This window comes from Methylorubrum podarium (genome assembly GCF_040270385.1).
Classification (GTDB): Bacteria; Pseudomonadota; Alphaproteobacteria; order Rhizobiales; family Beijerinckiaceae; genus Methylobacterium; species Methylobacterium podarium.
Genome location: NZ_JBELQE010000085.1, coordinates 18,835 through 36,120 on the forward strand (window position 1 = coordinate 18,835; position 17,286 = coordinate 36,120).

A 17,286-nucleotide genomic window follows, 5' to 3' on the forward strand; every position below is an offset into this window, starting at 1 on the left:
CCCGCGAGACCCCCGTGAGCGAAGACAAGACCGCCAGACCCGGCAAGACCCTGTTGAACCCCGAGCGCAGGGCGGACGACGTCGATCAGTCGATCCGGCCGTTGAGCCTCGCCGAGTTCATCGGGCAGCGGGCGGCCCGCGCCAACATGCAGATCTTCATCGAGGCGGCCAAGAAGACCGGCCAGGCCCTCGACCACGTCCTGTTCGTCGGCCCGCCGGGGCTCGGCAAGACGACCCTGGCCCAGATCGTCGCCCGCGAACTCGGCGTGAACTTCCGCTCGACCTCCGGCCCGGTCATCGCCAAGGCCGGCGACCTCGCCGCGCAGCTCACCAACCTCGATGAGCGCGACGTCCTGTTCATCGACGAGATCCACCGCCTCAACCCGGCGGTGGAGGAGATCCTCTATCCCGCGATGGAGGATTACCAGCTCGACCTCATCATCGGCGAAGGCCCGGCCGCCCGCTCGGTGAAGATCGAGCTGCCGAAATTCACCCTCGTCGGCGCCACGACCCGCGCGGGCCTGCTCACCACGCCCCTGCGCGACCGCTTCGGCATCCCGATCCGGCTCGAATTCTACGAGATCGACGAGCTCGAACTCATCGTCCGCCGCGGTGCGCGGGTGCTCGGCCTCGGCATGTCGGAGGAGGGCGCCAACGAGATCGCCAAGCGCGCCCGCGGCACGCCGCGCATCGCCGGCCGCCTGCTGCGCCGGGTGCGCGACTTCGCCATCGTCGAGGAGGCGCAGACGGTGAGCCGCGCCATCGCCGACCGCGCGCTGCAGATGCTCGACGTCGATCCCGTCGGCCTCGACGTGATGGACCGCAAGTACCTCACCCTGATCGCCACCTCCTTCGGCGGCGGCCCGGTCGGCATCGAGACCATCGCCGCGGCCCTCTCCGAGCCGCGCGACGCGATCGAGGACATCATCGAGCCCTACCTGATCCAGAAGGGCTTCGTGCAGCGCACGCCCCGCGGGCGGGTGCTGACGCCGCACGCCTTCCGCCACATGGGCTTCGCCGAGCCGCGCCGCGATCCGGGCACGCAGTTCGGCCTGTTCGGCGGCAGCGACGACCCGGATGCCTGAGGCGGACGATCGCGCCTCGACGCGCGGCGGACCACCCGTCTCCGTCACCCGCCGCACGGTGCTGATCGGTCTCGGCGCGACGGCCCTGACCGGCGCCGGCACGGGCGCCTACGCCGTCGGCCTCGAGCCGATGCGCCTCACCGTCACCCGCTACAGCCTGCGGCCGATGGGCCCCTGGCCGGAGGGCCTGAGGCTGCGGATCGTCGCCCTGTCCGACATCCATGCCTGCGAGCCGTGGATGTCGGCCGCGCGCATCGAGGGGATCGTCGCCGCCGCGAACGCCCTGAAGGGCGACGTGACGGTGCTGCTCGGCGACTACGTCTCCGGCATGAACCTCGTCACCCGCTACGTCGACGCCGCCGAGTGGGGACCGATCCTCGGCGGGCTGCGGGCGCCGCTCGGCACCTACGCGATCCTCGGCAATCACGACTGGTGGGAGGACAGGGGGGCGCAGGCGCGCGGCAGCGGTCCGACGATCGCGGGGGAGGCCCTGCGGCGAAACGGCATCCGCGTGCTGCAGAACGAGGCGCTGCCGCTCGCGGTGCGGGGGCACGAGGTCTGGCTCGCCGGGCTCGGCGACCAGATCGCCTTCGTGCCGAGCGCCCGCAAGCGCGGCCATCCCCGGATCGGCGTCGACGACCTGCCCGGCACGCTCGCGCAGATCCCGGAGGGCGCTCCCGCGATCCTGATGGCCCACGAGCCCGACATCTTTCCCCAGGTGCCGGCGCGGATCACCCTCACGCTCTCGGGCCACACGCATGGCGGGCAGGTGCGCCTGTTCGGCTACGCGCCGGTCGTGCCCTCGCGCTACAAGAACCGCTTCGCCTACGGCCATGTGCGCGAGCAGACGGACCTCATCGTCTCCGGCGGCCTCGGCATGAGCATCGCCCCGGTGCGGCTCGGCGTACCGCCCGAGATCGTCGTGATCGACCTCGGCGGGGACGGGAAACCCATCTTCTAGATATGCATCGAGAGCATATCAGACCGATCGATGAACCGGGACGGGCTACCGGCGTAGGGTGTCGTTCGCTCACCTCCGGAGCGCTGGCTACCGCCAATCATCGTTGATTTTCATGCCCTTTTCGGGCGCGCCCTGTTCACCGCTTGCGAGAACGGTGAAGCTTAAATCCTTTGATCACAGGATTGTGCGCCGGCGGAACATGCATGCACCGCACAAGTTGAGGCCGCGACCCCGCTCCTCGGGAGCGCCGGCCCGAAACACCGATCCCAAGCACGACCTTCAAGGAAACATCCGCCATGAAGTCGACCGTCCTGGCCGCTCTCGGCCTGTCCGTCGCCCTCGCCACGCCCGCCCTGGCCCAGGACGCGCTGCCCCTTCGAATCGGTGCGGACGCGCCGATCGGTGCCGCGGCCACCTCGACCCCGGAGTTCCGCGCCGAGGCGCTGCGCTCGGACGCCGCCAGCATCGAGGCGAGCCGGATCGCCCTCGAGCGGTCCCGCAACCCGCGCGTGCGCAACTACGCCAACCGGGTGCTGGTCGAGCGTGAGGCCACCACCAAGGCGCTTCTGCCCGAGGGCACGTCCCTCTCCGCCAGCGGCCGCGTCGTCTCCGACAATCAAGGCATCCCGACCCGCCTCGACAATCCGGTCGGCGTGGTGCTGGCTCCGGTGACGCTCGCCGCCAACATCGGCACCGGCATCGTCGGCGGCGTGCTCGGCGGCGTCGGCCTCATCGACAACAGCCCGGCCGAGCCCGGTCGCCGCGTCGCGCTCGGCCCGAACGGACAGCAACGCATCGAGCGCCTCCGCTCGGCCCGGTCCGCCCGCGAGTTCGACCGCACCTACGTCAACGAGCAGGCCCGCTCGGACGCCCGCACGCTCGCCCTCTACAGCAGCTACGCCCGCAACGGCGACAGCACCGCCGGCCGCACCTTCGCCAACGAGGCGCTGCCCTACATCGCCGACGAGCACGCCCGGTCCGCGACGCTCGCCGACCGCCTCGGCGGCTGATCGACCCGCGCCCGACGCTGAAAAGGGGCCGCCCTCGCAAGGGGGTGGCCCCTTTCCGTTTCGGCACCCGGTCGGACCGTTCTCGGCTCCCGGCCGCCTCTCGCCACCGCGGGCCGGAGCCGGTAAAGACCGGCCTCCTCCTCAAAGCCGGATACCCATGGATCCGATGACAGGCGCCGACGCGCACCGCCTCCCGCTGCGCGTCTACTACGAGGACACCGACTTCTCGGGCTTCGTCTACCACGCGAGCTATCTGCGCTTCATGGAGCGCGGGCGCACCGAGCTTCTGCGCGGGCTCGCGGGCGACCAGTCGGACCTTCATGCGGAGGGAGCGGGTCTCGTCTTCGTCGTGCGGAAGATGACCCTCGACTTCCTGAAGCCCGCCCGCATGGACGACCTGATCGAGGTCCATACCCGCTCGAGCGAGTTGCGCGGCGCATCCATGCATCTGGCTCAGGAAGTCCGCCGCGGCGACGAGGTGCTGGTGCGCGCCGAGGTCGTCGTCGCCTGCGTGCGGAACGGGCGGGCGATCCGCCTGCCCGAGAGCCTGCGCCGCGCGCTCACGCCCTCCGAACTCGGACCCGCCTGACGTCGACGGGACGACCGATCATCGGCCCCGCTCCCAGCCTCATGATCCGCGGCGGGACAGGGTGCGTCGATCCCGCGAGCGGTCGGATCCCGGTCCACGCAACGGTTTCTTAACCCTGTCGCGAGCTTAGACTCCTGCACGGGCAGCGCCGATGCGGGCCGTCCGAGACCGGGCCCCGACCCATACTTTCGACAGATTCGCGAGTGATCTCAGGTCTCATCGCTCAAAGGATCAGTCGGCAGTCCGGCCCGCGGTGGCGCGGCCCTGACGACGCGAGGATCGTTCGATGACCCCAGCCGATGCCATGCAGGCCGCGCCCGTCGCAGACATGAGCCTGTTCGGCCTGTTCTGGCAGGCCCACTTCGTCGTGAAGATCGTGATGATGGGCCTGCTCGGCGCCTCGATCTGGTGCTGGTCGATCATCGTCGACAAGACGCTGCTGTTCCGCCGCACGGAAGCGGAGATGGATGCCTTCGAGGAGGCGTTCTGGTCCGGCCGCTCGCTGGAGGAGCTCTACCGCTCCTTCAACGACCGCCAGCCGACCGGGCTCGGCGCCCTGTTCGTCGCCGCCATGCGGGAATGGAAGCGCTCCTTCGAGGGCTCGGGCCGGCAGATCCACTCGCTGTCGCAGCGCATCGACAAGGTGCTCGACGTCACCATCCAGCGCGAGGTCGAGCGACTCGATTCGAAGCTCCTGTTCCTCGCCTCGATCGGCTCGGCCGGCCCGTATATCGGCCTGTTCGGCACCGTCTGGGGCATCATGACCGCCTTCACCTCGATCGCGGCCTCGAAGAACACCTCGCTCGCCGTCGTGGCCCCGGGCATCGCCGAGGCGCTGTTCGCCACCGCCATCGGCCTGTTCGCGGCGATTCCCGCGGTGCTCGCCTACAACAAGCTCCAGGCCTCCGTCGCCAAGTCGCAGTCGCGGCTCGAAGGCTTCGCCGACGAGTTCTCGGCGATCCTCTCGCGCCAGATCGACGAGCGCCTCTCGGTCGCCGCCTGACCGAATCGTTGCTGAAGCGGGAGCCAGGCTTATGGGCATGACGCACGGCGCGGCGCAGGGCGGCGGCAAGCGCCGCCGCCGTGGACGCCGCGGGCACGGCGCCATCAACGAGATCAACATGACGCCGTTCATCGACGTCGTGCTGGTGCTGCTGATCGTCTTCATGGTGGCCGCACCGATGATGACGGTGGGCGTGCCCCTCGACCTGCCGCAATCGAAGGCGAGCCCGCTCAACTCCGACGTCAAGCCGATCACGCTCTCGATCCGCCGCACCGGCGAGGTCTATCTCGGCGAGGTCGAGCTGAAGGACGACGACATCGTGCCCCAGCTCATGCAGACGGCCAAGACCGGCACAGAGGAGCGCGTGTTCGTGCGCGGCGACAAGCGGGTCGATTACGGGCGCGTGGCCCAGGTGATGGCGATCGTGACCGGCGGCGGCTTCAAGAAGGTCGCCCTCGTCACCGAGCCGGAATCGAATTAGCGGAGCGGGACGAAGTGGCTCTGCGCTGGCCCGAATCTCTTCGCAATCGCGAGCCGGGTGTCTGGATCTCGGCTGGCGCGCACGCCGCCGTGCTGGGCCTCGCGCTGTTCGCGGTCGCGGCCCCGGCCCTGCCCGACGCCCAGGAAGGCGTGCCGGTCGAGGTGCTGACCGAGCAGCAATTCTCCGAGCTGACCCGCGGCGAGCGCAACGCCGAGAAGCCGCAGAACAATCCGAACCGTGCCGACCGCGTTTCCGAGAAGGTGGAGCAGCGCGAGCCCGAGAACGCGAAGACCGACGCGCCGGCCGCCCCCACCCGCACCGCCGACACCCGGCTCGCCGCCGTCGACGCGATGCCGCTGCGCGCCGACACCGCCGATCCGGTGAAGGAGGAGGCGGAGGCCGCCGCCGCGAAGGCGGAAGCCGCCAAGGCCGAGGCCGAGAAGGCCGCTGCCGCCAAGGCGGCCGAGGCGAAGGCCAAGGCCGAAGCCAAGGCGAAGGCGGATGCCGCCGCGAAGGCCGAGGCTGCCAAGGCGGCCGAGGCCAAAGCCGCCGCCGCGAAGGCGGAGGCCGAGAAGCGCGAGGAACTCCAGAAGCTGGTCGAGCGCGAGCAGGCGGAGGCCGAAGCCGCCGCCAAGGCAGCCGAGAAGGCCGCCGAGGCCAAGGCCAAGGCGCGCGCCGAGGCGAAAGCGAAGGCGGAGGCCAAGGCCAAGGCGGACGCCGAGGCCCATGCCAAGGCGGAGGCCGAAGCGAAGGCCAAGGCCGAGGCCGCCGCGAAGGCCGAGGCGGAAGCCGAGCACCGCAAGCAGGTCGCCGAAGCCAAGGCCAAGGCGGAAGCCGAGGCGAAGGCCAAGGCCGAGGCCGCCGCGAAAGCCAAGGCGAAGGCGATGGCCGACGCCAAGGCGAAGGCCGACGCCGAGGCCAAGGCACGCCAGCAGGCAGAACTCGCCAACAGGGCCAGCCCCGGCGACAGCCGCGAGACGAACACGCGCGCCGCCTCGCAATCGACCGGCTCGACCGGGCGCGAGGTCCAGCGCACCGCCTCGCTCGGCGCGGCGACCGGCAACGCCCAGCGCCTCTCGCCGTCCCTGCGCGACGCCCTCGTCGGCATGCTGCAGCAGCAGATCGAGCGGTGCTACTCGGCGCCGCCGGGCGCGACGCAGGGCGTGGTGCTGCCGATGCTCGACATCCGCCTCAATCCGGACGGTTCGCTCACGGCTGAGCCCCGCGTGATGCGCGCCGGAAACAACTCGGTCGATCAATCGATCGCCCAGGCGGCGCTCCGGGCGGTGCGGCGCTGCGCGCCCTACAAGATCCCGGCCCAGTACGCGCCGTATTACAACGACTGGAAGGCCATCAACGCCGAGTTCGAGTTCTCGCCCGTGTGATCCGCCGGCTCGACCAGCCGATCCACCCCGTCTCGGCCTTCCTCTCTCGCACTCCTTTGACTGACCTGGACTTGTCCCATGCCTGGAACAGCCTTCACGCGGCGCGCCCTCCTGCCGGCTCTGACGGCCGCGCTCGGCGTTCTCGCCCTGGCGCTGCCCGCCGCCACCCCGGCGCGGGCGCAGCTCCAGCTCCGCATCGGCAGCGGCGCCTTCCAGCCGATGCCGATCGCGGTCGCCGACTTCGCGGGTGACGCGAGCCTCGGCACGCTGGTCTCCAGCGTCATCACCAACAACCTGCGCCGCTCCGGCTACTTCACGCCGCTGGAGAAGGGGCGCTTCCCTGAGAATCCGAGCTTCGACGCGGCGCCGAACTTCGAGGCGTGGAAGGGCGCGGGCGTCCAGGCGTTGGTGACCGGCCGGGTCGGGCGCGACGCTTCGGGCCGTCTCACCGTCGCCTTCCGCCTCTGGGACGTGGCCTCGGGCCAGCAGATCACGGGTCAGCAATACGGCACCGACGTCGCCAACGCCCGCCGCACCGGCCATCTCGTGTCGGACGCGGTCTACACCAAGGTCACCGGCCTCGGCCCGTGGTTCGACAGCCGCGTCGCCTATGTCGACGAATCCGGTCCGAAGGAGCACCGCCGCAAGCGCCTGATGGTGATGGATCAGGACGGCGCCAATGTCCGCGCGCTGACCGGCGGCGGCGACGTCTCGGTGGTGGCCCCGCGCTACTCGCCGGCGGGGCAGGACATCGCCTTCATGACCCAGGCGACGGGCCAGCAGCCGAAGGTCCAGATGATCGACCTGGAGACCGGCAAGCGCCAGACGGTCGGCAACTTCGCCTCGATGAGCGCCAGCCCGCGCTTCTCCCCGGACGGGCGCCGCCTCGTGATGAGCGTGCAGCAGGGCGGCAACGCCGACATCGTCACCGTCGATCTCGCGTCGAAGGCGCAGACGCCGGTCACGCAGGGACTGGCGATCGACACCTCGCCGAGCTACTCGCCGGACGGCAGTCAGATCGTGTTCGAATCCGACCGCGGCGGCTCGCAGCAGATCTACGTGATGGGAGCGGACGGCTCGAACCCGCGCCGCCTCTCGTTCGGCGAAGGCTCGGCCTCGCAGCCGGCCTGGTCGCCCCGCGGCGACCTCATCGCCTTCACCCGGCAGCGGAAGGGCGGCTTCGCCATCTGCGTGATGAAGCCCGACGGCTCGGGCGAGCGGGTGCTGACGGAGGGCTTCCACAACGAGAGCCCGACCTTCGCGCCGAACGGCCAGTACGTGATGTTCTTCCGCGATCCCGGCGGCCAGGGCGGCGGCAAGCTCTACATGGTCGACATCACCGGCAAGGTGGAGCAGCCGGTGCCGACCCCGTCTTTCGCCTCGGATCCGACCTGGTCGCCGCTCCTATCGGGGAAGTAGGCCGACGGTCGGAGCCGCACGAGTTCCGGCTGATCCCCTCGAGCTTTGCCCATCCCGTCATCGCGAGGCGGAGCCGAAGCGATCCAGAGCGCGACCTCTCCGGAAAGGTCGCGCCCTGGATTGCCACGGCTTCGCCTCGCAATGACGGCGGAGACGCCGAGGCGTTCCAACCGGAAACCGTATCAAAGCGGTCGAGTCGCGCGCGCCTCCGTGAGCGTGCTCGACCGCGCTGCTTTGGCAAGCGCATCGCTCCTCATTCTGAGGTGCCAGGAGCAAGCTCGGCCTCGAAGCACGCCGGAACGCCCGATCCGAAGGCATCGCTCTATCGGGTGAAGCGTCGCGGCGTGCTTCGAGGCCCGCTTTCGCGGGCGCCTCAGCATGAGGAGCGCCGCGAAGGCCGGCTTCCGGCCTCGCGCCAACGACGAAATCCGCGCGGGCCTCGACGGCCGGCACGGCAGAAACTCGTCTGGATCGCGATAAAAACCGCGGCGGAAGCGGTCCAGAGGTGGGGCTGATGCGTGTTCGAAGTCGCGCCGTGTCGGCCGCTTCTGCGCCCCTAGGGATCCGCTTCCGTCCGGTGTTCGTGGCGGGCCGCTAAGTCCGAGACCGAACGGGTTCTCAGGCTATCGTAGCGGCTTTGCGCTGCGGTGGAGTCATCCCTGTCTCCTCCAGCTTTCGCCAACAAACCGTGCGCGGACCACCCGGTTTCCTGGCCGATGTGCTTGCGACCGCGAAGCACGGATAGAGACTGCGTCCGTATTGGCAGGCCGTCAAGCGGGAATTTGCTGCCAAGCCGACTGTTTCTCGTCCTAGCGAATGCTTGATCGACAAAATCGTTCGCCGGCAACGGCTTACGGCGCACGATGGAAAAGTCCGATGTGCAGCGGGCCGAAAACGACGGTTTTCGGCAGGACGGCGGAGGTCCGGCGCGAGCGCGCCGTCGAGGCATCGACACAAACCAGCATCAATCGTCGGCGAGACTGTCCTGCCTGTCCTGGCCGCTCCCCCCCCCGGCAACCGGACAGGCTCGCGGGCCGGCACGACGCACCCAGCAGGCGTGCCGGTCCGCGGTCGATCAGATCGCCGCGAGCCCGCGTTGCACGGCCGGGCGGGCGAGCAGCGCGTCGAGCCAGCGGCGCACGTTCGGATGGCCGTCGAGTTCGATGCCCTGCTTGCCGTGGAACTTGGCCCAGGTCAGCGCGGCGATGTCGGCGATCGAGTAGGCGTCGGCGAGGTATTCGTGCGCGGCGAGCCGCCGGTCGAGGACGCCGTAGAGGCGCTTGGCCTCCTCCGTGAACCGCTCGATGGCGTAGGGGATCTTGTCCTGCGCGTAGATGCGGAAATGGTGGGCCTGCCCCAGCATCGGCCCGAGGCCGCCCACCTGCCAGAACAGCCACTCGTCCACGGCAGTGCGGGCGCGCTCGTCGCTGGGATAGAGGCAGCCGGTCTTGCGCCCGAGATATTGCAGGATCGCGCCCGACTCGAACACCGAGATCGGCGCCCCGCCCGGCCCGTCCGGATCGACGATGGCCGGGATCTTGTTGTTGGGCGAGATGGCGAGGAAGTCGGGCGCCATCTGCTCGCCCTTCCCGATATTCACCGGCACGACCCGGTAGGGCAGCCCGCACTCCTCGAGCATGATCGGGATCTTCCACCCGTTCGGCGTGCTCCAGGTGTAGAGTTCGATCGGCTGCGCCGTCGTGACCGCCATGCTGGCATCCCGGGAAAGCGGGCCCGCGCCCATCCTCGGCTAAGGAGGTAGCGCGGAACGGGCCGGCGGCTCAAGCCGACGGCCAAGCCTGTCTGCAATCGTGTGCAAGTTGCAGAGGGCGCTTGCTCTTTGGCCGCCGATGCGGCTGTGATGCGGCGTGGACGGCGACGCTGCCGAATCCGTCCCTCCGGAGTTGCCCGATGCTCTCTCGTCTCCTCGCCGCCGCCCTGATGGCGGCACCGCTCCTCCTGGCTCAGGCCGCGACGGCCAAGGACACCTGGAACGCACCGAGCGCCAAGGAGACGGCGAAGGAGCCGAGCGTGGCCCAATCCGCCGCCCGCGAGCGGCAGAAGAAGTGCGGCGCCGAGTGGCGCGCGCTCTCGGCCACCGAGAAGGCGGCCCAGGGGCCGAAATGGCCGCAATATTACAGCAAGTGCGTCAAGCGCCTGAAGGAGCAGAAGGCCTGACGGACCGTCCGCGCCGTTGACGGGGCAGGCCGTTCGTGAACCGAACGGCGGCGGGCGTGTTGCCCCGCCGACCTGTCCTGAAACGCTCCCGGGGCAATGCGGATCATGGTTCCGCGCGGGAGCGAATCGAAGCGAAGACCGAAAGCCTCGACGACATGGAGCGTGAACGCCGCATCCTGCAACGCACGGTAGCGGTCGCCGCGATCGTGCCCGTCCTGGCGGGACTCTACGGCGTGCTGTTCGGCATCGACGGCATCGGCGGCGGCACACCGGTCAACATCTCGGCCGACAGCCATTTCCGCTACCTGTCCGGCCTGCTGACCGGGATCGGCATCCTGTTCTTCACCTGCGTGCCGGCGATCGAGGACAAGTCGCGGCTGTTCCGCTTCCTCACCCTCGTCGTGGTGCTCGGCGGGCTGGCGCGGCTGCTCGGGCTCTACCTCACCGGGCTGCCGTCGCTGACCATGCTCGCGGCGCTCGCCCTCGAACTCGTCGTCACGCCGCTGCTCTGCCTGTGGCAGATGCGGGTCGCGCGCCTCGCCCGCGATCGGCGACAGGCCCTGGAGCCGGGTACCGGGGTCGCACGGTGAGCGGGGCGGCGCAGCGGGCCGGCCGGGCGGGTGCGGGCGAGCGCCTGCTCGACACCCTCGACCGCTGGGTGCCCAAGCCCGCCGCCTGGGCCTTCGCCATCCGGATCTGGCTCGCCATGATGCTGGCGCTCACCGCCGCGTTCTGGCTCCAGCTCGACAGCGCCTCCTCGGCAGCCGCCGCACTGGGTCCAGGCGCTGCGCGCGTGGATTTTCGGCCGTCCCGCCCGGACGGGGCTCGGCGCCGAGCGGGCGAACTGACGCCGCCGCTGCGCGCAAACGGTGCGATACCCACGAAAATTGGGTAAGGCGGCGGCATGGCAGCCTCACCCCTCGTCCGCTTCGCTCCCTCGCCGACCGGCTTCCTGCATATCGGCAACGCCCGCCCGGCGCTGCTGAACGCCCTGTTCGCCCGCCGCGAGGGCGGCCGCTTCCTGCTGCGCCTCGACGACACCGACCGGGAGCGCTCGACGGAAGAATTCGCCGCCGCCGTGGCCGAGGATCTCGGCTGGCTCGGCATCGCGCCGGACCTGTTCTTCCGCCAGAGCGAGCGCACCGCCCTCTACGACGCGGCGGCCGAGCGGCTGAAGGCGGCGGGGCGGCTCTATCCCTGCTACGAGACGCCGGAGGAGCTGGAGCGGCGGCGCAAGCGCCAGCTCGGCCGCGGCCTGCCGCCGATCTACGACCGGGCGGCGCTCGCCCTGACCGAGGCCGACCGCGCCGCCCTGGAGGCCGAGGGCCGCCGTCCGCACTGGCGGTTCAAGCTCGATCACCGCGTGGTCGCCTGGAACGATCTCGTCCGCGGCGAGAGCCACGTCGATTGCGCCTCGCTCTCCGACCCCGTGCTGGTGCGCGCCGACGGCAGCTACCTCTACACGCTGCCCTCCGTCGTGGACGACGCGGAGGTCGGCGTCACCCACGTGATCCGCGGCGAGGATCACGTCACGAATACCGGCGTGCAGGTGCAGCTCTTCGAAGCCCTCGGCGCCGCCGTGCCCGCCTTCGGCCACCACAACCTGCTGACCACCGCGGACGGGGAGGGGCTGTCGAAGCGCCTCGGCCATCTCTCCCTGCGGTCGCTGCGCGAGGCCGGCTACGAGCCCGCCGCCGTGCGCTCGCTCGCGGTGCTGACCGGCTCGGCCGAGGCCGTACGCCCGATCGCCTCCCTCGACGAGTTGGCGGGCCTCGTCGATCTCGCCCACCTGTCGCGGGCGCCGGCGCGGTTCGACCCGGCGGAGCTCGACGGGATGAACGCCCGCCTCGTCCACGACATGCCGCTCGACGCGGTTCGCGAGCGGCTCGCCGCCCTCGGCGTTCCGGCGGACCAGGCCGAGGCGTTCTGGCCGGCGGTGCGGGCCAATCTCGGCCGCGTCGCGGAGGCCGCGGATTGGTGGCGGGTGGTGGCGGGGCCGGTGACGCCCGTGATCGCCGAGCCGGATTTCATCGCCGGGGCCGCCCGGCTGCTGCCGGAGGCGCCGTTCGATGCCGGCACGTGGAAGGCCTGGACCGACGCGGTGAAGGCCGAGACCGGCGCCAAGGGCCGCGCCCTGTTCATGCCGCTGCGCCTCGCGCTGACCGGCCTCGATCACGGCCCGGATCTCTCCGCGCTGCTGCCGCTGATCGGACCCGAGCGGGCGGGGCGGCGGCTGGCCGGCGAGACCGCCTAATCCAGGACGCCGTCGGGCTCCGCCTCGATCATCATCACATCGAGGGTGAAGCTGCCGTCGTCCTCGATCGCGAAATGGGACCGCACCGCCTCGGCGGCCCCCGTCTGAAGCGCCCGGATCACTGCGATGCTCGCCTCCGGCGTGCCCATCCGGGCGACCCAGGACGGGAAGTCCATGCGCACGCGCCAGTGCCGGGCGGCGCCGGGCACGAAGCCGGCCTCCGCCAGCATCCGGCGCCACTCCGCCTCGCCGTAGTCGCGCACGTGGGACGGATCGCGCAGCAGCTCCCAGGCCTGGAGATGGGTGTCGAGCAGCGGCGGACCCGGATGCACGACATCGACGATGCCGAGCCGCCCGTCGGGGGTCAGCACCCGGTGCGCCTCGCGCAGGGCGGCGGGCACGTCGCCCCAATGGTGAGCGCTGTAGCGCGAGAGCACGCGCTCGAAACTCGCATCCGCGAAAGGCAGCGCCTCGACGCTGGCCTGCCGCGTCGCGACGTTGGTCAGGCCACGGCGGCGCGCCTCGACCGAGACGGCGTCGAGCATCACCTGCGACAGGTCCAAGGCCGTGACGGAGCGGACATGCGGCGCCACCGCGTAGGTGACGTGGCCGCCGCCGCAGCCGAGATCGAGCACCGCCGCGTGGGGGAGGGCAGCGAGACCAGCCAGCGCCTCGAGGTCTTCGCCCGCGGCGTGGACGGCGCTGGCGACGTAGGCGGCGGCGCGGCTGCCGAACTGGCTCGCGGTCTGGGCGTCGTGGCTCGGCGATCCGCTCATGCCGTCCGCTCTCCTCCGGCCGCGGCCCGCTCGATCGCCGCGACGTCGAGCTTCACCATGCCCTGCATGGCGGTGAAGACGCGGGCGGCCACGTCCGGATCGGGATCGGCGAGGCGGCGCAGCATCACATCCGGCACGATCTGCCAGGGCACGCCCCAGCGGTCGCGCAGCCAGCCGCAGGCGATCTCCGCCCCGCCGTCGGCGGTGAGCGCCGACCACAGGCGATCGACCTCGGCCTGATCCCGGCAGGTGACCGAGATCGAGGCGGCGGTCCCGTAATCGACCGGCGTGCCGCCGTTCAGCGCCTGAAAACTCTGCCCGCCCAGGGTGAAGGCGATCAGGATCGGCTCGCCGGCCTCGCCGCCCGGCCAGGGGCCCGGCGAGCGCTGGACGTGGTCGATCCGCGAATCGGGCACGAGCGACACGTAGAGGCGGACGGCCGCCTCCGCGTCCTTGCCGAACCAGAGGCAGGTGCTGACGTCGGGCATGGGGCGCTCTCCCTCTCCGCGCTCAGGATAACGAGCCCAGCGCTCGAAATTCAACCGCCGGACCGGCCGCCGCGGCCGTTCAGGTCGTCAGTCCTCCGCCCGCCGGCGGGAGCGGCGCGAGCCGCGTCAGGCGCAGCGCGACGAGGAGGGCCGCCACGTAGAGGCTGCCGAAGAAGCCCGCGACGCCGGGCCAGCCGAAATGGAGGAAGAACCAGCCGCCCGCCGTGCCGAGCAGGGACGAGCCGAGATAGTACATGCAGAGATAGATCGCCGAGGCCTGGGCCCGGTCGCTCGACGCCCGGCGCCCAACCCAGCTCGACGCCACCGAGTGCGCGCCGAAGAAGCTCACGGTGACGACGACGATGCCTGCGATGATGAGGACGAGGTTGTCGGCGAGCGTCAGCGCGATGCCGCCGATCCCGAGGAGGATCGCCAGCCACAGCACCTTGCGCCGCCCCAGCACCCCGGCGATGTGGCCGGTGATGGCCGAACTCGCCGTGCCCGCGAGGTAGACGATGAAGATCAGCCCGATCACCGTCTGGCTCAGGGAGAAGGGCGGTTCGAGCAGGCGGAAGCCGATATAGTTGTAGACGCAGACGAAGCCGCCCATCAGCAGGAACGGCTCGAGGAACAGCCACGGCAGGCCGGCATCGCGGAAATGGTGGGTGAAGGTGCCGGGCACCTCGCGCCAGCGCATGCGGTGGGCGAGGAAGTGGCGCGAGGCGGGCAGGGCGAACTGGAAGGCGAGCGCCGCGAACAGCGCCAGCACGCCGATGATTCCGAGGCCCCAGCGCCAGGAGGCGTGGTCGGCGATGACGCCCGCGAGCAGCCGCCCGACCATCCCGCCCAGGGCGTTGCCGCCGATGAGCAGCCCCATCGACAGGCCGATGGCCCGCCCGTGCATCTCCTCGCTCAGGTAGGCCATGGCGACGGCGGGCAGGCCGCTCGCGGCGATGCCGGTCAGCGCCCGCAGCATCAGGAAGCCGTGCCAGCTCGGCATCAGCACGGCGCCGATGGTGAGGAGCGCCGAGGCGAACAGCGAGGCCGCCATCACCCGCTTGCGGCCCCAGACCTCGGAGAGAGGGCTGACGATCAGCAGCGAGACCGCGAGGGTCGCGCAGGGCAGCGACAGCGCGAGGCTGCTCTCGGCCGGGGAGACGTCGAAGGTGTCGTGGAAGACCGGCAGGAGCGGCTGGACGCCGTAGAGCACCGCGAAGGTGGAAAACCCCGCCGCGAACAGGGCGAGGGTTGCCCGGCGGAAAGTCGGCGTCCCGGCCTCGATGAACCGGTCGCTGTCGTCCGCCATCGCTGCCCCGTGCCCTTGATCCAACGCGTACCCCTCCCCCACCTGCGCCGCAGAGGGGGGAGGGTCAAGCACTTGGATCAACGCGGAGCGGGCGGCTGCTGCCCCTCTGCCTGCTGCTGGAGCAGCGGCGTGATGCGGCGGACCGTGACGCGGCGGTTCTCGCGGTTCGCCTCCTGCGTGTTCACCTTCAGGTACTGCTCGCCGTAGCCCTGCGTGGTGAGGTTCTCCGGCGGCACCTGGAAGTTCTGCGTCAGCACCGCGGCCACCGACTGCGCCCGGCGATCGGAGAGCGACAGGTTGTCGATGTCCGACCCGACGGCGTCGGTGTAGCCCTCAATCAGGAACACCTCCTGCGGATTGTCCTTGATCGTCCGGTTGATCGCCTCGGCGATGGTCGAGAGGCGCTTGGCCTGGTCGGGCGTGACGGTGAAGGAGCCGGTGTCGAAGGTGATCGTGTTGATGTCCACCGAGGGCATGCGCGCGCGCAGCTGCGGGCTGTAGCGCACCTGATCCAGGGTGTAGCGCCGATCGAGCTTCTGAACCGGCGGGGCGGAGAGCGCCTCGTAGACGGTGCGCTCGTCGGCCCCGTCGTAATCGACGACGTAGCGGTCGCGCGGGATGCGGATATCCGGCGGCGGCAGGTCCACCACGTCCTCGTAGATCGGCCGGGGGGCGCCGCCGTAGGTGTTGTTGATCAGCACGACCTCGCGTCCGTCGCGGTAGCGGCGGGAGCGGCGCAGCAGCCGGCCGTCGTCGTCCACGACGGTGATGATCTGTCCGCCCGCCGGGCTGTCGACGTAGCTGTAGATCTCGCCGCCGCGGCGCTCGCTGCGATAGCCGCGGTCGCCGTAGATCGTTCGGAAGCGCTCGTTCTCGTCGTGGCGGATGTAGGTGGTGTCGCGGTCGCGCACGATGATGCGGCCCGGCTCGCGGTAATAGGTTCGGCCGTCGATGTCGTACTCGCGGCGGTCGCGGCGGATCGTGTCGTAGTCGCGCACGCGGTAATCGTCGTCGCGGAACCCGCCGGGAACGTAGGCCGGCGTGCCGGGCACGTTGAAGCGGTCGCGCCGGTCGTCGCGGTCGCCGCGCCGGTCATCGAAACGCCGGTCGTTGTCCCGGCGATCATCCCGGCGGTCGTCGTCGCGGCGATCGAGCCGGTCACCGCGCCGGTCGCCGTCCCGCCGGTCCCCATCGCGCCGATCATCGAGGCCGCGCTGATCGAGGCGGCCGTCGGGCTGGTTCGGCGCCACGGCGTCGGGCTGCGTGCCGGGGGGCTGGACCGGTCGGCCGGGAACGCCCGGCTGCTGGTTCGGGGCCACCGGACGGCCGGGGACACCCGGCTGCTGGTTCGGCGCCGTGCGCCCGCCGGGCGCTTCGCGGGTCGCGTCGGGCTGGGCCGCGGACGGCGCGGCCGGCTGATCCGGACGGGTGGGCTGCTGCGGGTTCGGGGCCACCGGACGCCCCGGCACGCCCGGACGCTGGTTCGCGGGGGGCTGGGGCTGCGTCGGCGGCGTCGGGCGCTCGGAGGCCGGCGGCGTCGGCGCCTCGGGGGCGCGGCGCTGGCTCGGCGCGGCGTCGCGATCGGTGTCGCGGCCGGCGGGGCGAGCCGGACGGTCCTGGCCGTCGCGGTCCGGCCTGTCCGGTGCCTCGCGACGGGCCGGCGCCTCGCGCTCGGGAGCGTCGCGGCGGGCCGGCGCCTCACGATCCGGGGTCCGTTCGCGGGCCGCCGGCGGGGTCGGGCGCTCGTCGGAGCGATCCGGACGCTGGGCCGGGGCCGGTGCCCGCTCGGGGCGCTCCTGGCGATCCGGACGCTCTTGGCGATCCGGGCGTTCCTGGCGGTCAGGCCGCTCCTGCGGGGCCGGACGCTCGGGGCGCGCGGGTCGCTCGGCGGGTTCCGGCCGCTCGCGGGCGGCGGGGGCCTGACGCGGCTCGGGCCGCTCCGGACGCTCGGGCCTGTCCGGCCGCTCCCGCGCCGGCGGTCCGCCGCGCTCGACTCCGCCACGCTCGGCCGGACCGGCACCGCCGGGCCCACCCGGCCCACCGGGGCCTCCTGGTCCGCGGCCGCCGCTGCGCGGCCCCTCTCCGGCATCCTCGCGCTGCGCAAGCTCGATCCGTCCGCCGTCGCCGAGAGACCGCGCCATGGACAGATCGGAGAGGACGAGCGCCGGCAGCACGGTGCCGGCCAGGAGCAGGGAGCGGGTCATCCGCATGAAGTCAGCCTCACAAAACACAATCGGCGGTTCCGAACACAGGCGGGCCGGATTGGTTCCCAATCACGCCGGGTCGAAATCCGGCAAAGACTGGTCGAGGCTAAGGACTTTTCTGCGTTTTTCCCCCTGATGAGCCCGCTC

General features: G+C 71.3%; 16 protein-coding genes and 1 pseudogene. 12 read left to right on the forward strand and 5 right to left on the reverse strand.

Going from position 1 to position 17,286, the window contains the following annotated elements:
- Positions 1–14 precede the first annotated feature (14 nt).
- The 8 genes from ruvB to tolB all read left to right on the forward strand — a co-directional run bounded on the left by ruvB (position 15) and on the right by tolB (position 7,933).
- Positions 15–1,085, forward strand: a complete 1,071-nt coding sequence (ruvB, locus tag ABS772_RS15970) for a Holliday junction branch migration DNA helicase RuvB (protein WP_238258203.1) — start codon at positions 15–17, stop codon at positions 1,083–1,085.
- Entirely contained in the window at positions 1,078–2,046 is a 969-nt protein-coding gene (locus ABS772_RS15975) for a metallophosphoesterase (protein ID WP_350395823.1), read from the forward strand. The genes ruvB and ABS772_RS15975 overlap by 8 nt, the downstream gene beginning before the upstream one ends.
- A gap of 296 nt (positions 2,047–2,342) precedes the next feature.
- Positions 2,343–3,056 (forward strand): DUF4142 domain-containing protein, encoded by a 714-nt coding sequence (locus ABS772_RS15980; RefSeq protein WP_350395824.1) that lies wholly within the window; start codon positions 2,343–2,345, stop codon positions 3,054–3,056.
- A gap of 157 nt (positions 3,057–3,213) precedes the next feature.
- Positions 3,214–3,645, forward strand: a complete 432-nt coding sequence (gene ybgC / locus ABS772_RS15985) for a tol-pal system-associated acyl-CoA thioesterase (protein ID WP_350395825.1) — start codon at positions 3,214–3,216, stop codon at positions 3,643–3,645.
- 286 nt (positions 3,646–3,931) lie between these two features.
- The gene (gene tolQ / locus ABS772_RS15990; RefSeq protein WP_238257247.1) at positions 3,932–4,648 is read left to right on the forward strand and encodes a protein TolQ; all 717 of its coding nucleotides are present in this window, start codon (positions 3,932–3,934) and stop codon (positions 4,646–4,648) included.
- A gap of 31 nt (positions 4,649–4,679) precedes the next feature.
- Complete coding sequence (locus ABS772_RS15995) at positions 4,680–5,129, forward strand: ExbD/TolR family protein (protein ID WP_012456993.1); 450 nt, start codon at positions 4,680–4,682, stop codon at positions 5,127–5,129.
- A gap of 14 nt (positions 5,130–5,143) precedes the next feature.
- Positions 5,144–6,514, forward strand: coding sequence for a cell envelope integrity protein TolA (tolA, locus tag ABS772_RS16000; protein WP_350395826.1), 1,371 nt, complete (start codon positions 5,144–5,146; stop codon positions 6,512–6,514).
- 78 nt (positions 6,515–6,592) lie between these two features.
- Positions 6,593–7,933, forward strand: coding sequence for a Tol-Pal system beta propeller repeat protein TolB (gene tolB / locus ABS772_RS16005; protein WP_350395827.1), 1,341 nt, complete (start codon positions 6,593–6,595; stop codon positions 7,931–7,933).
- A gap of 1,075 nt (positions 7,934–9,008) precedes the next feature.
- On the opposite strand, the gene ABS772_RS16010 is transcribed toward tolB, so the two are convergent.
- On the reverse strand, positions 9,009–9,644 hold the full coding sequence (locus ABS772_RS16010; protein WP_238257243.1) for a glutathione S-transferase N-terminal domain-containing protein: 636 nt from the start codon (positions 9,642–9,644) through the stop codon (positions 9,009–9,011).
- Between the two features lie 200 nt (positions 9,645–9,844).
- Here ABS772_RS16010 and ABS772_RS16015 point away from each other — a divergent pair, with 200 nt between their 5' ends.
- The 4 genes and pseudogenes from ABS772_RS16015 to gltX all read left to right on the forward strand — a co-directional run bounded on the left by ABS772_RS16015 (position 9,845) and on the right by gltX (position 12,365).
- Positions 9,845–10,111, forward strand: a complete 267-nt coding sequence (locus tag ABS772_RS16015) for a hypothetical protein (protein ID WP_350395828.1) — start codon at positions 9,845–9,847, stop codon at positions 10,109–10,111.
- A gap of 155 nt (positions 10,112–10,266) precedes the next feature.
- The gene (locus ABS772_RS16020) at positions 10,267–10,701 is read left to right on the forward strand and encodes a DUF4345 domain-containing protein (RefSeq protein ID WP_238257241.1); all 435 of its coding nucleotides are present in this window, start codon (positions 10,267–10,269) and stop codon (positions 10,699–10,701) included.
- Positions 10,698–10,886 (forward strand): annotated as a pseudogene (locus ABS772_RS16025) (hypothetical protein); the annotation flags it as partial. The gene ABS772_RS16020 and the pseudogene ABS772_RS16025, both read left to right, overlap by 4 nt.
- Positions 10,887–11,015: 129 nt before the next feature.
- On the forward strand, positions 11,016–12,365 hold the full coding sequence (gene gltX / locus ABS772_RS16030) for a glutamate--tRNA ligase (protein ID WP_350395829.1): 1,350 nt from the start codon (positions 11,016–11,018) through the stop codon (positions 12,363–12,365).
- Here gltX and ABS772_RS16035 read toward each other — a convergent pair.
- The 4 genes from ABS772_RS16035 to ABS772_RS16050 all read right to left on the reverse strand — a co-directional run bounded on the left by ABS772_RS16035 (position 12,362) and on the right by ABS772_RS16050 (position 17,145).
- A complete protein-coding gene (locus tag ABS772_RS16035; protein ID WP_350395830.1) occupies positions 12,362–13,141 on the reverse strand; it encodes a class I SAM-dependent methyltransferase in 780 nt (259 codons plus the stop codon). The genes gltX and ABS772_RS16035 overlap by 4 nt on opposite strands.
- A complete protein-coding gene (locus tag ABS772_RS16040) occupies positions 13,138–13,629 on the reverse strand; it encodes a VOC family protein (RefSeq protein WP_350395831.1) in 492 nt (163 codons plus the stop codon). The genes ABS772_RS16035 and ABS772_RS16040 overlap by 4 nt, the downstream gene beginning before the upstream one ends.
- A gap of 79 nt (positions 13,630–13,708) precedes the next feature.
- Positions 13,709–14,935, reverse strand: a complete 1,227-nt coding sequence (locus ABS772_RS16045) for an MFS transporter (protein WP_350395832.1) — start codon at positions 14,933–14,935, stop codon at positions 13,709–13,711.
- Positions 14,936–15,012: 77 nt separating this feature from the next.
- A complete protein-coding gene (locus tag ABS772_RS16050; protein ID WP_350395833.1) occupies positions 15,013–17,145 on the reverse strand; it encodes an OmpA family protein in 2,133 nt (710 codons plus the stop codon).
- Positions 17,146–17,286 lie beyond the last annotated feature (141 nt).

Coding starts and splice junctions, on each gene's coding strand:
- ABS772_RS15975 (WP_350395823.1), top strand. CDS start 1,078: ATGCCTGAGGCGGACGATCGCGCCTCGACGCGCGGCGGACCACCCGTC.
- ABS772_RS15980 (WP_350395824.1), top strand. CDS start 2,343: ATGAAGTCGACCGTCCTGGCCGCTCTCGGCCTGTCCGTCGCCCTCGCC.
- ybgC (WP_350395825.1), top strand. CDS start 3,214: ATGGATCCGATGACAGGCGCCGACGCGCACCGCCTCCCGCTGCGCGTC.
- tolQ (WP_238257247.1), top strand. CDS start 3,932: ATGACCCCAGCCGATGCCATGCAGGCCGCGCCCGTCGCAGACATGAGC.
- ABS772_RS15995 (WP_012456993.1), top strand. CDS start 4,680: ATGGGCATGACGCACGGCGCGGCGCAGGGCGGCGGCAAGCGCCGCCGC.
- tolB (WP_350395827.1), top strand. CDS start 6,593: ATGCCTGGAACAGCCTTCACGCGGCGCGCCCTCCTGCCGGCTCTGACG.
- ABS772_RS16010 (WP_238257243.1), bottom strand. CDS start 9,644: ATGGCGGTCACGACGGCGCAGCCGATCGAACTCTACACCTGGAGCACG.
- ABS772_RS16015 (WP_350395828.1), top strand. CDS start 9,845: ATGCTCTCTCGTCTCCTCGCCGCCGCCCTGATGGCGGCACCGCTCCTC.
- ABS772_RS16020 (WP_238257241.1), top strand. CDS start 10,267: ATGGAGCGTGAACGCCGCATCCTGCAACGCACGGTAGCGGTCGCCGCG.
- gltX (WP_350395829.1), top strand. CDS start 11,016: ATGGCAGCCTCACCCCTCGTCCGCTTCGCTCCCTCGCCGACCGGCTTC.
- ABS772_RS16035 (WP_350395830.1), bottom strand. CDS start 13,141: ATGAGCGGATCGCCGAGCCACGACGCCCAGACCGCGAGCCAGTTCGGC.
- ABS772_RS16040 (WP_350395831.1), bottom strand. CDS start 13,629: ATGCCCGACGTCAGCACCTGCCTCTGGTTCGGCAAGGACGCGGAGGCG.
- ABS772_RS16045 (WP_350395832.1), bottom strand. CDS start 14,935: ATGGCGGACGACAGCGACCGGTTCATCGAGGCCGGGACGCCGACTTTC.
- ABS772_RS16050 (WP_350395833.1), bottom strand. CDS start 17,145: ATGCGGATGACCCGCTCCCTGCTCCTGGCCGGCACCGTGCTGCCGGCG.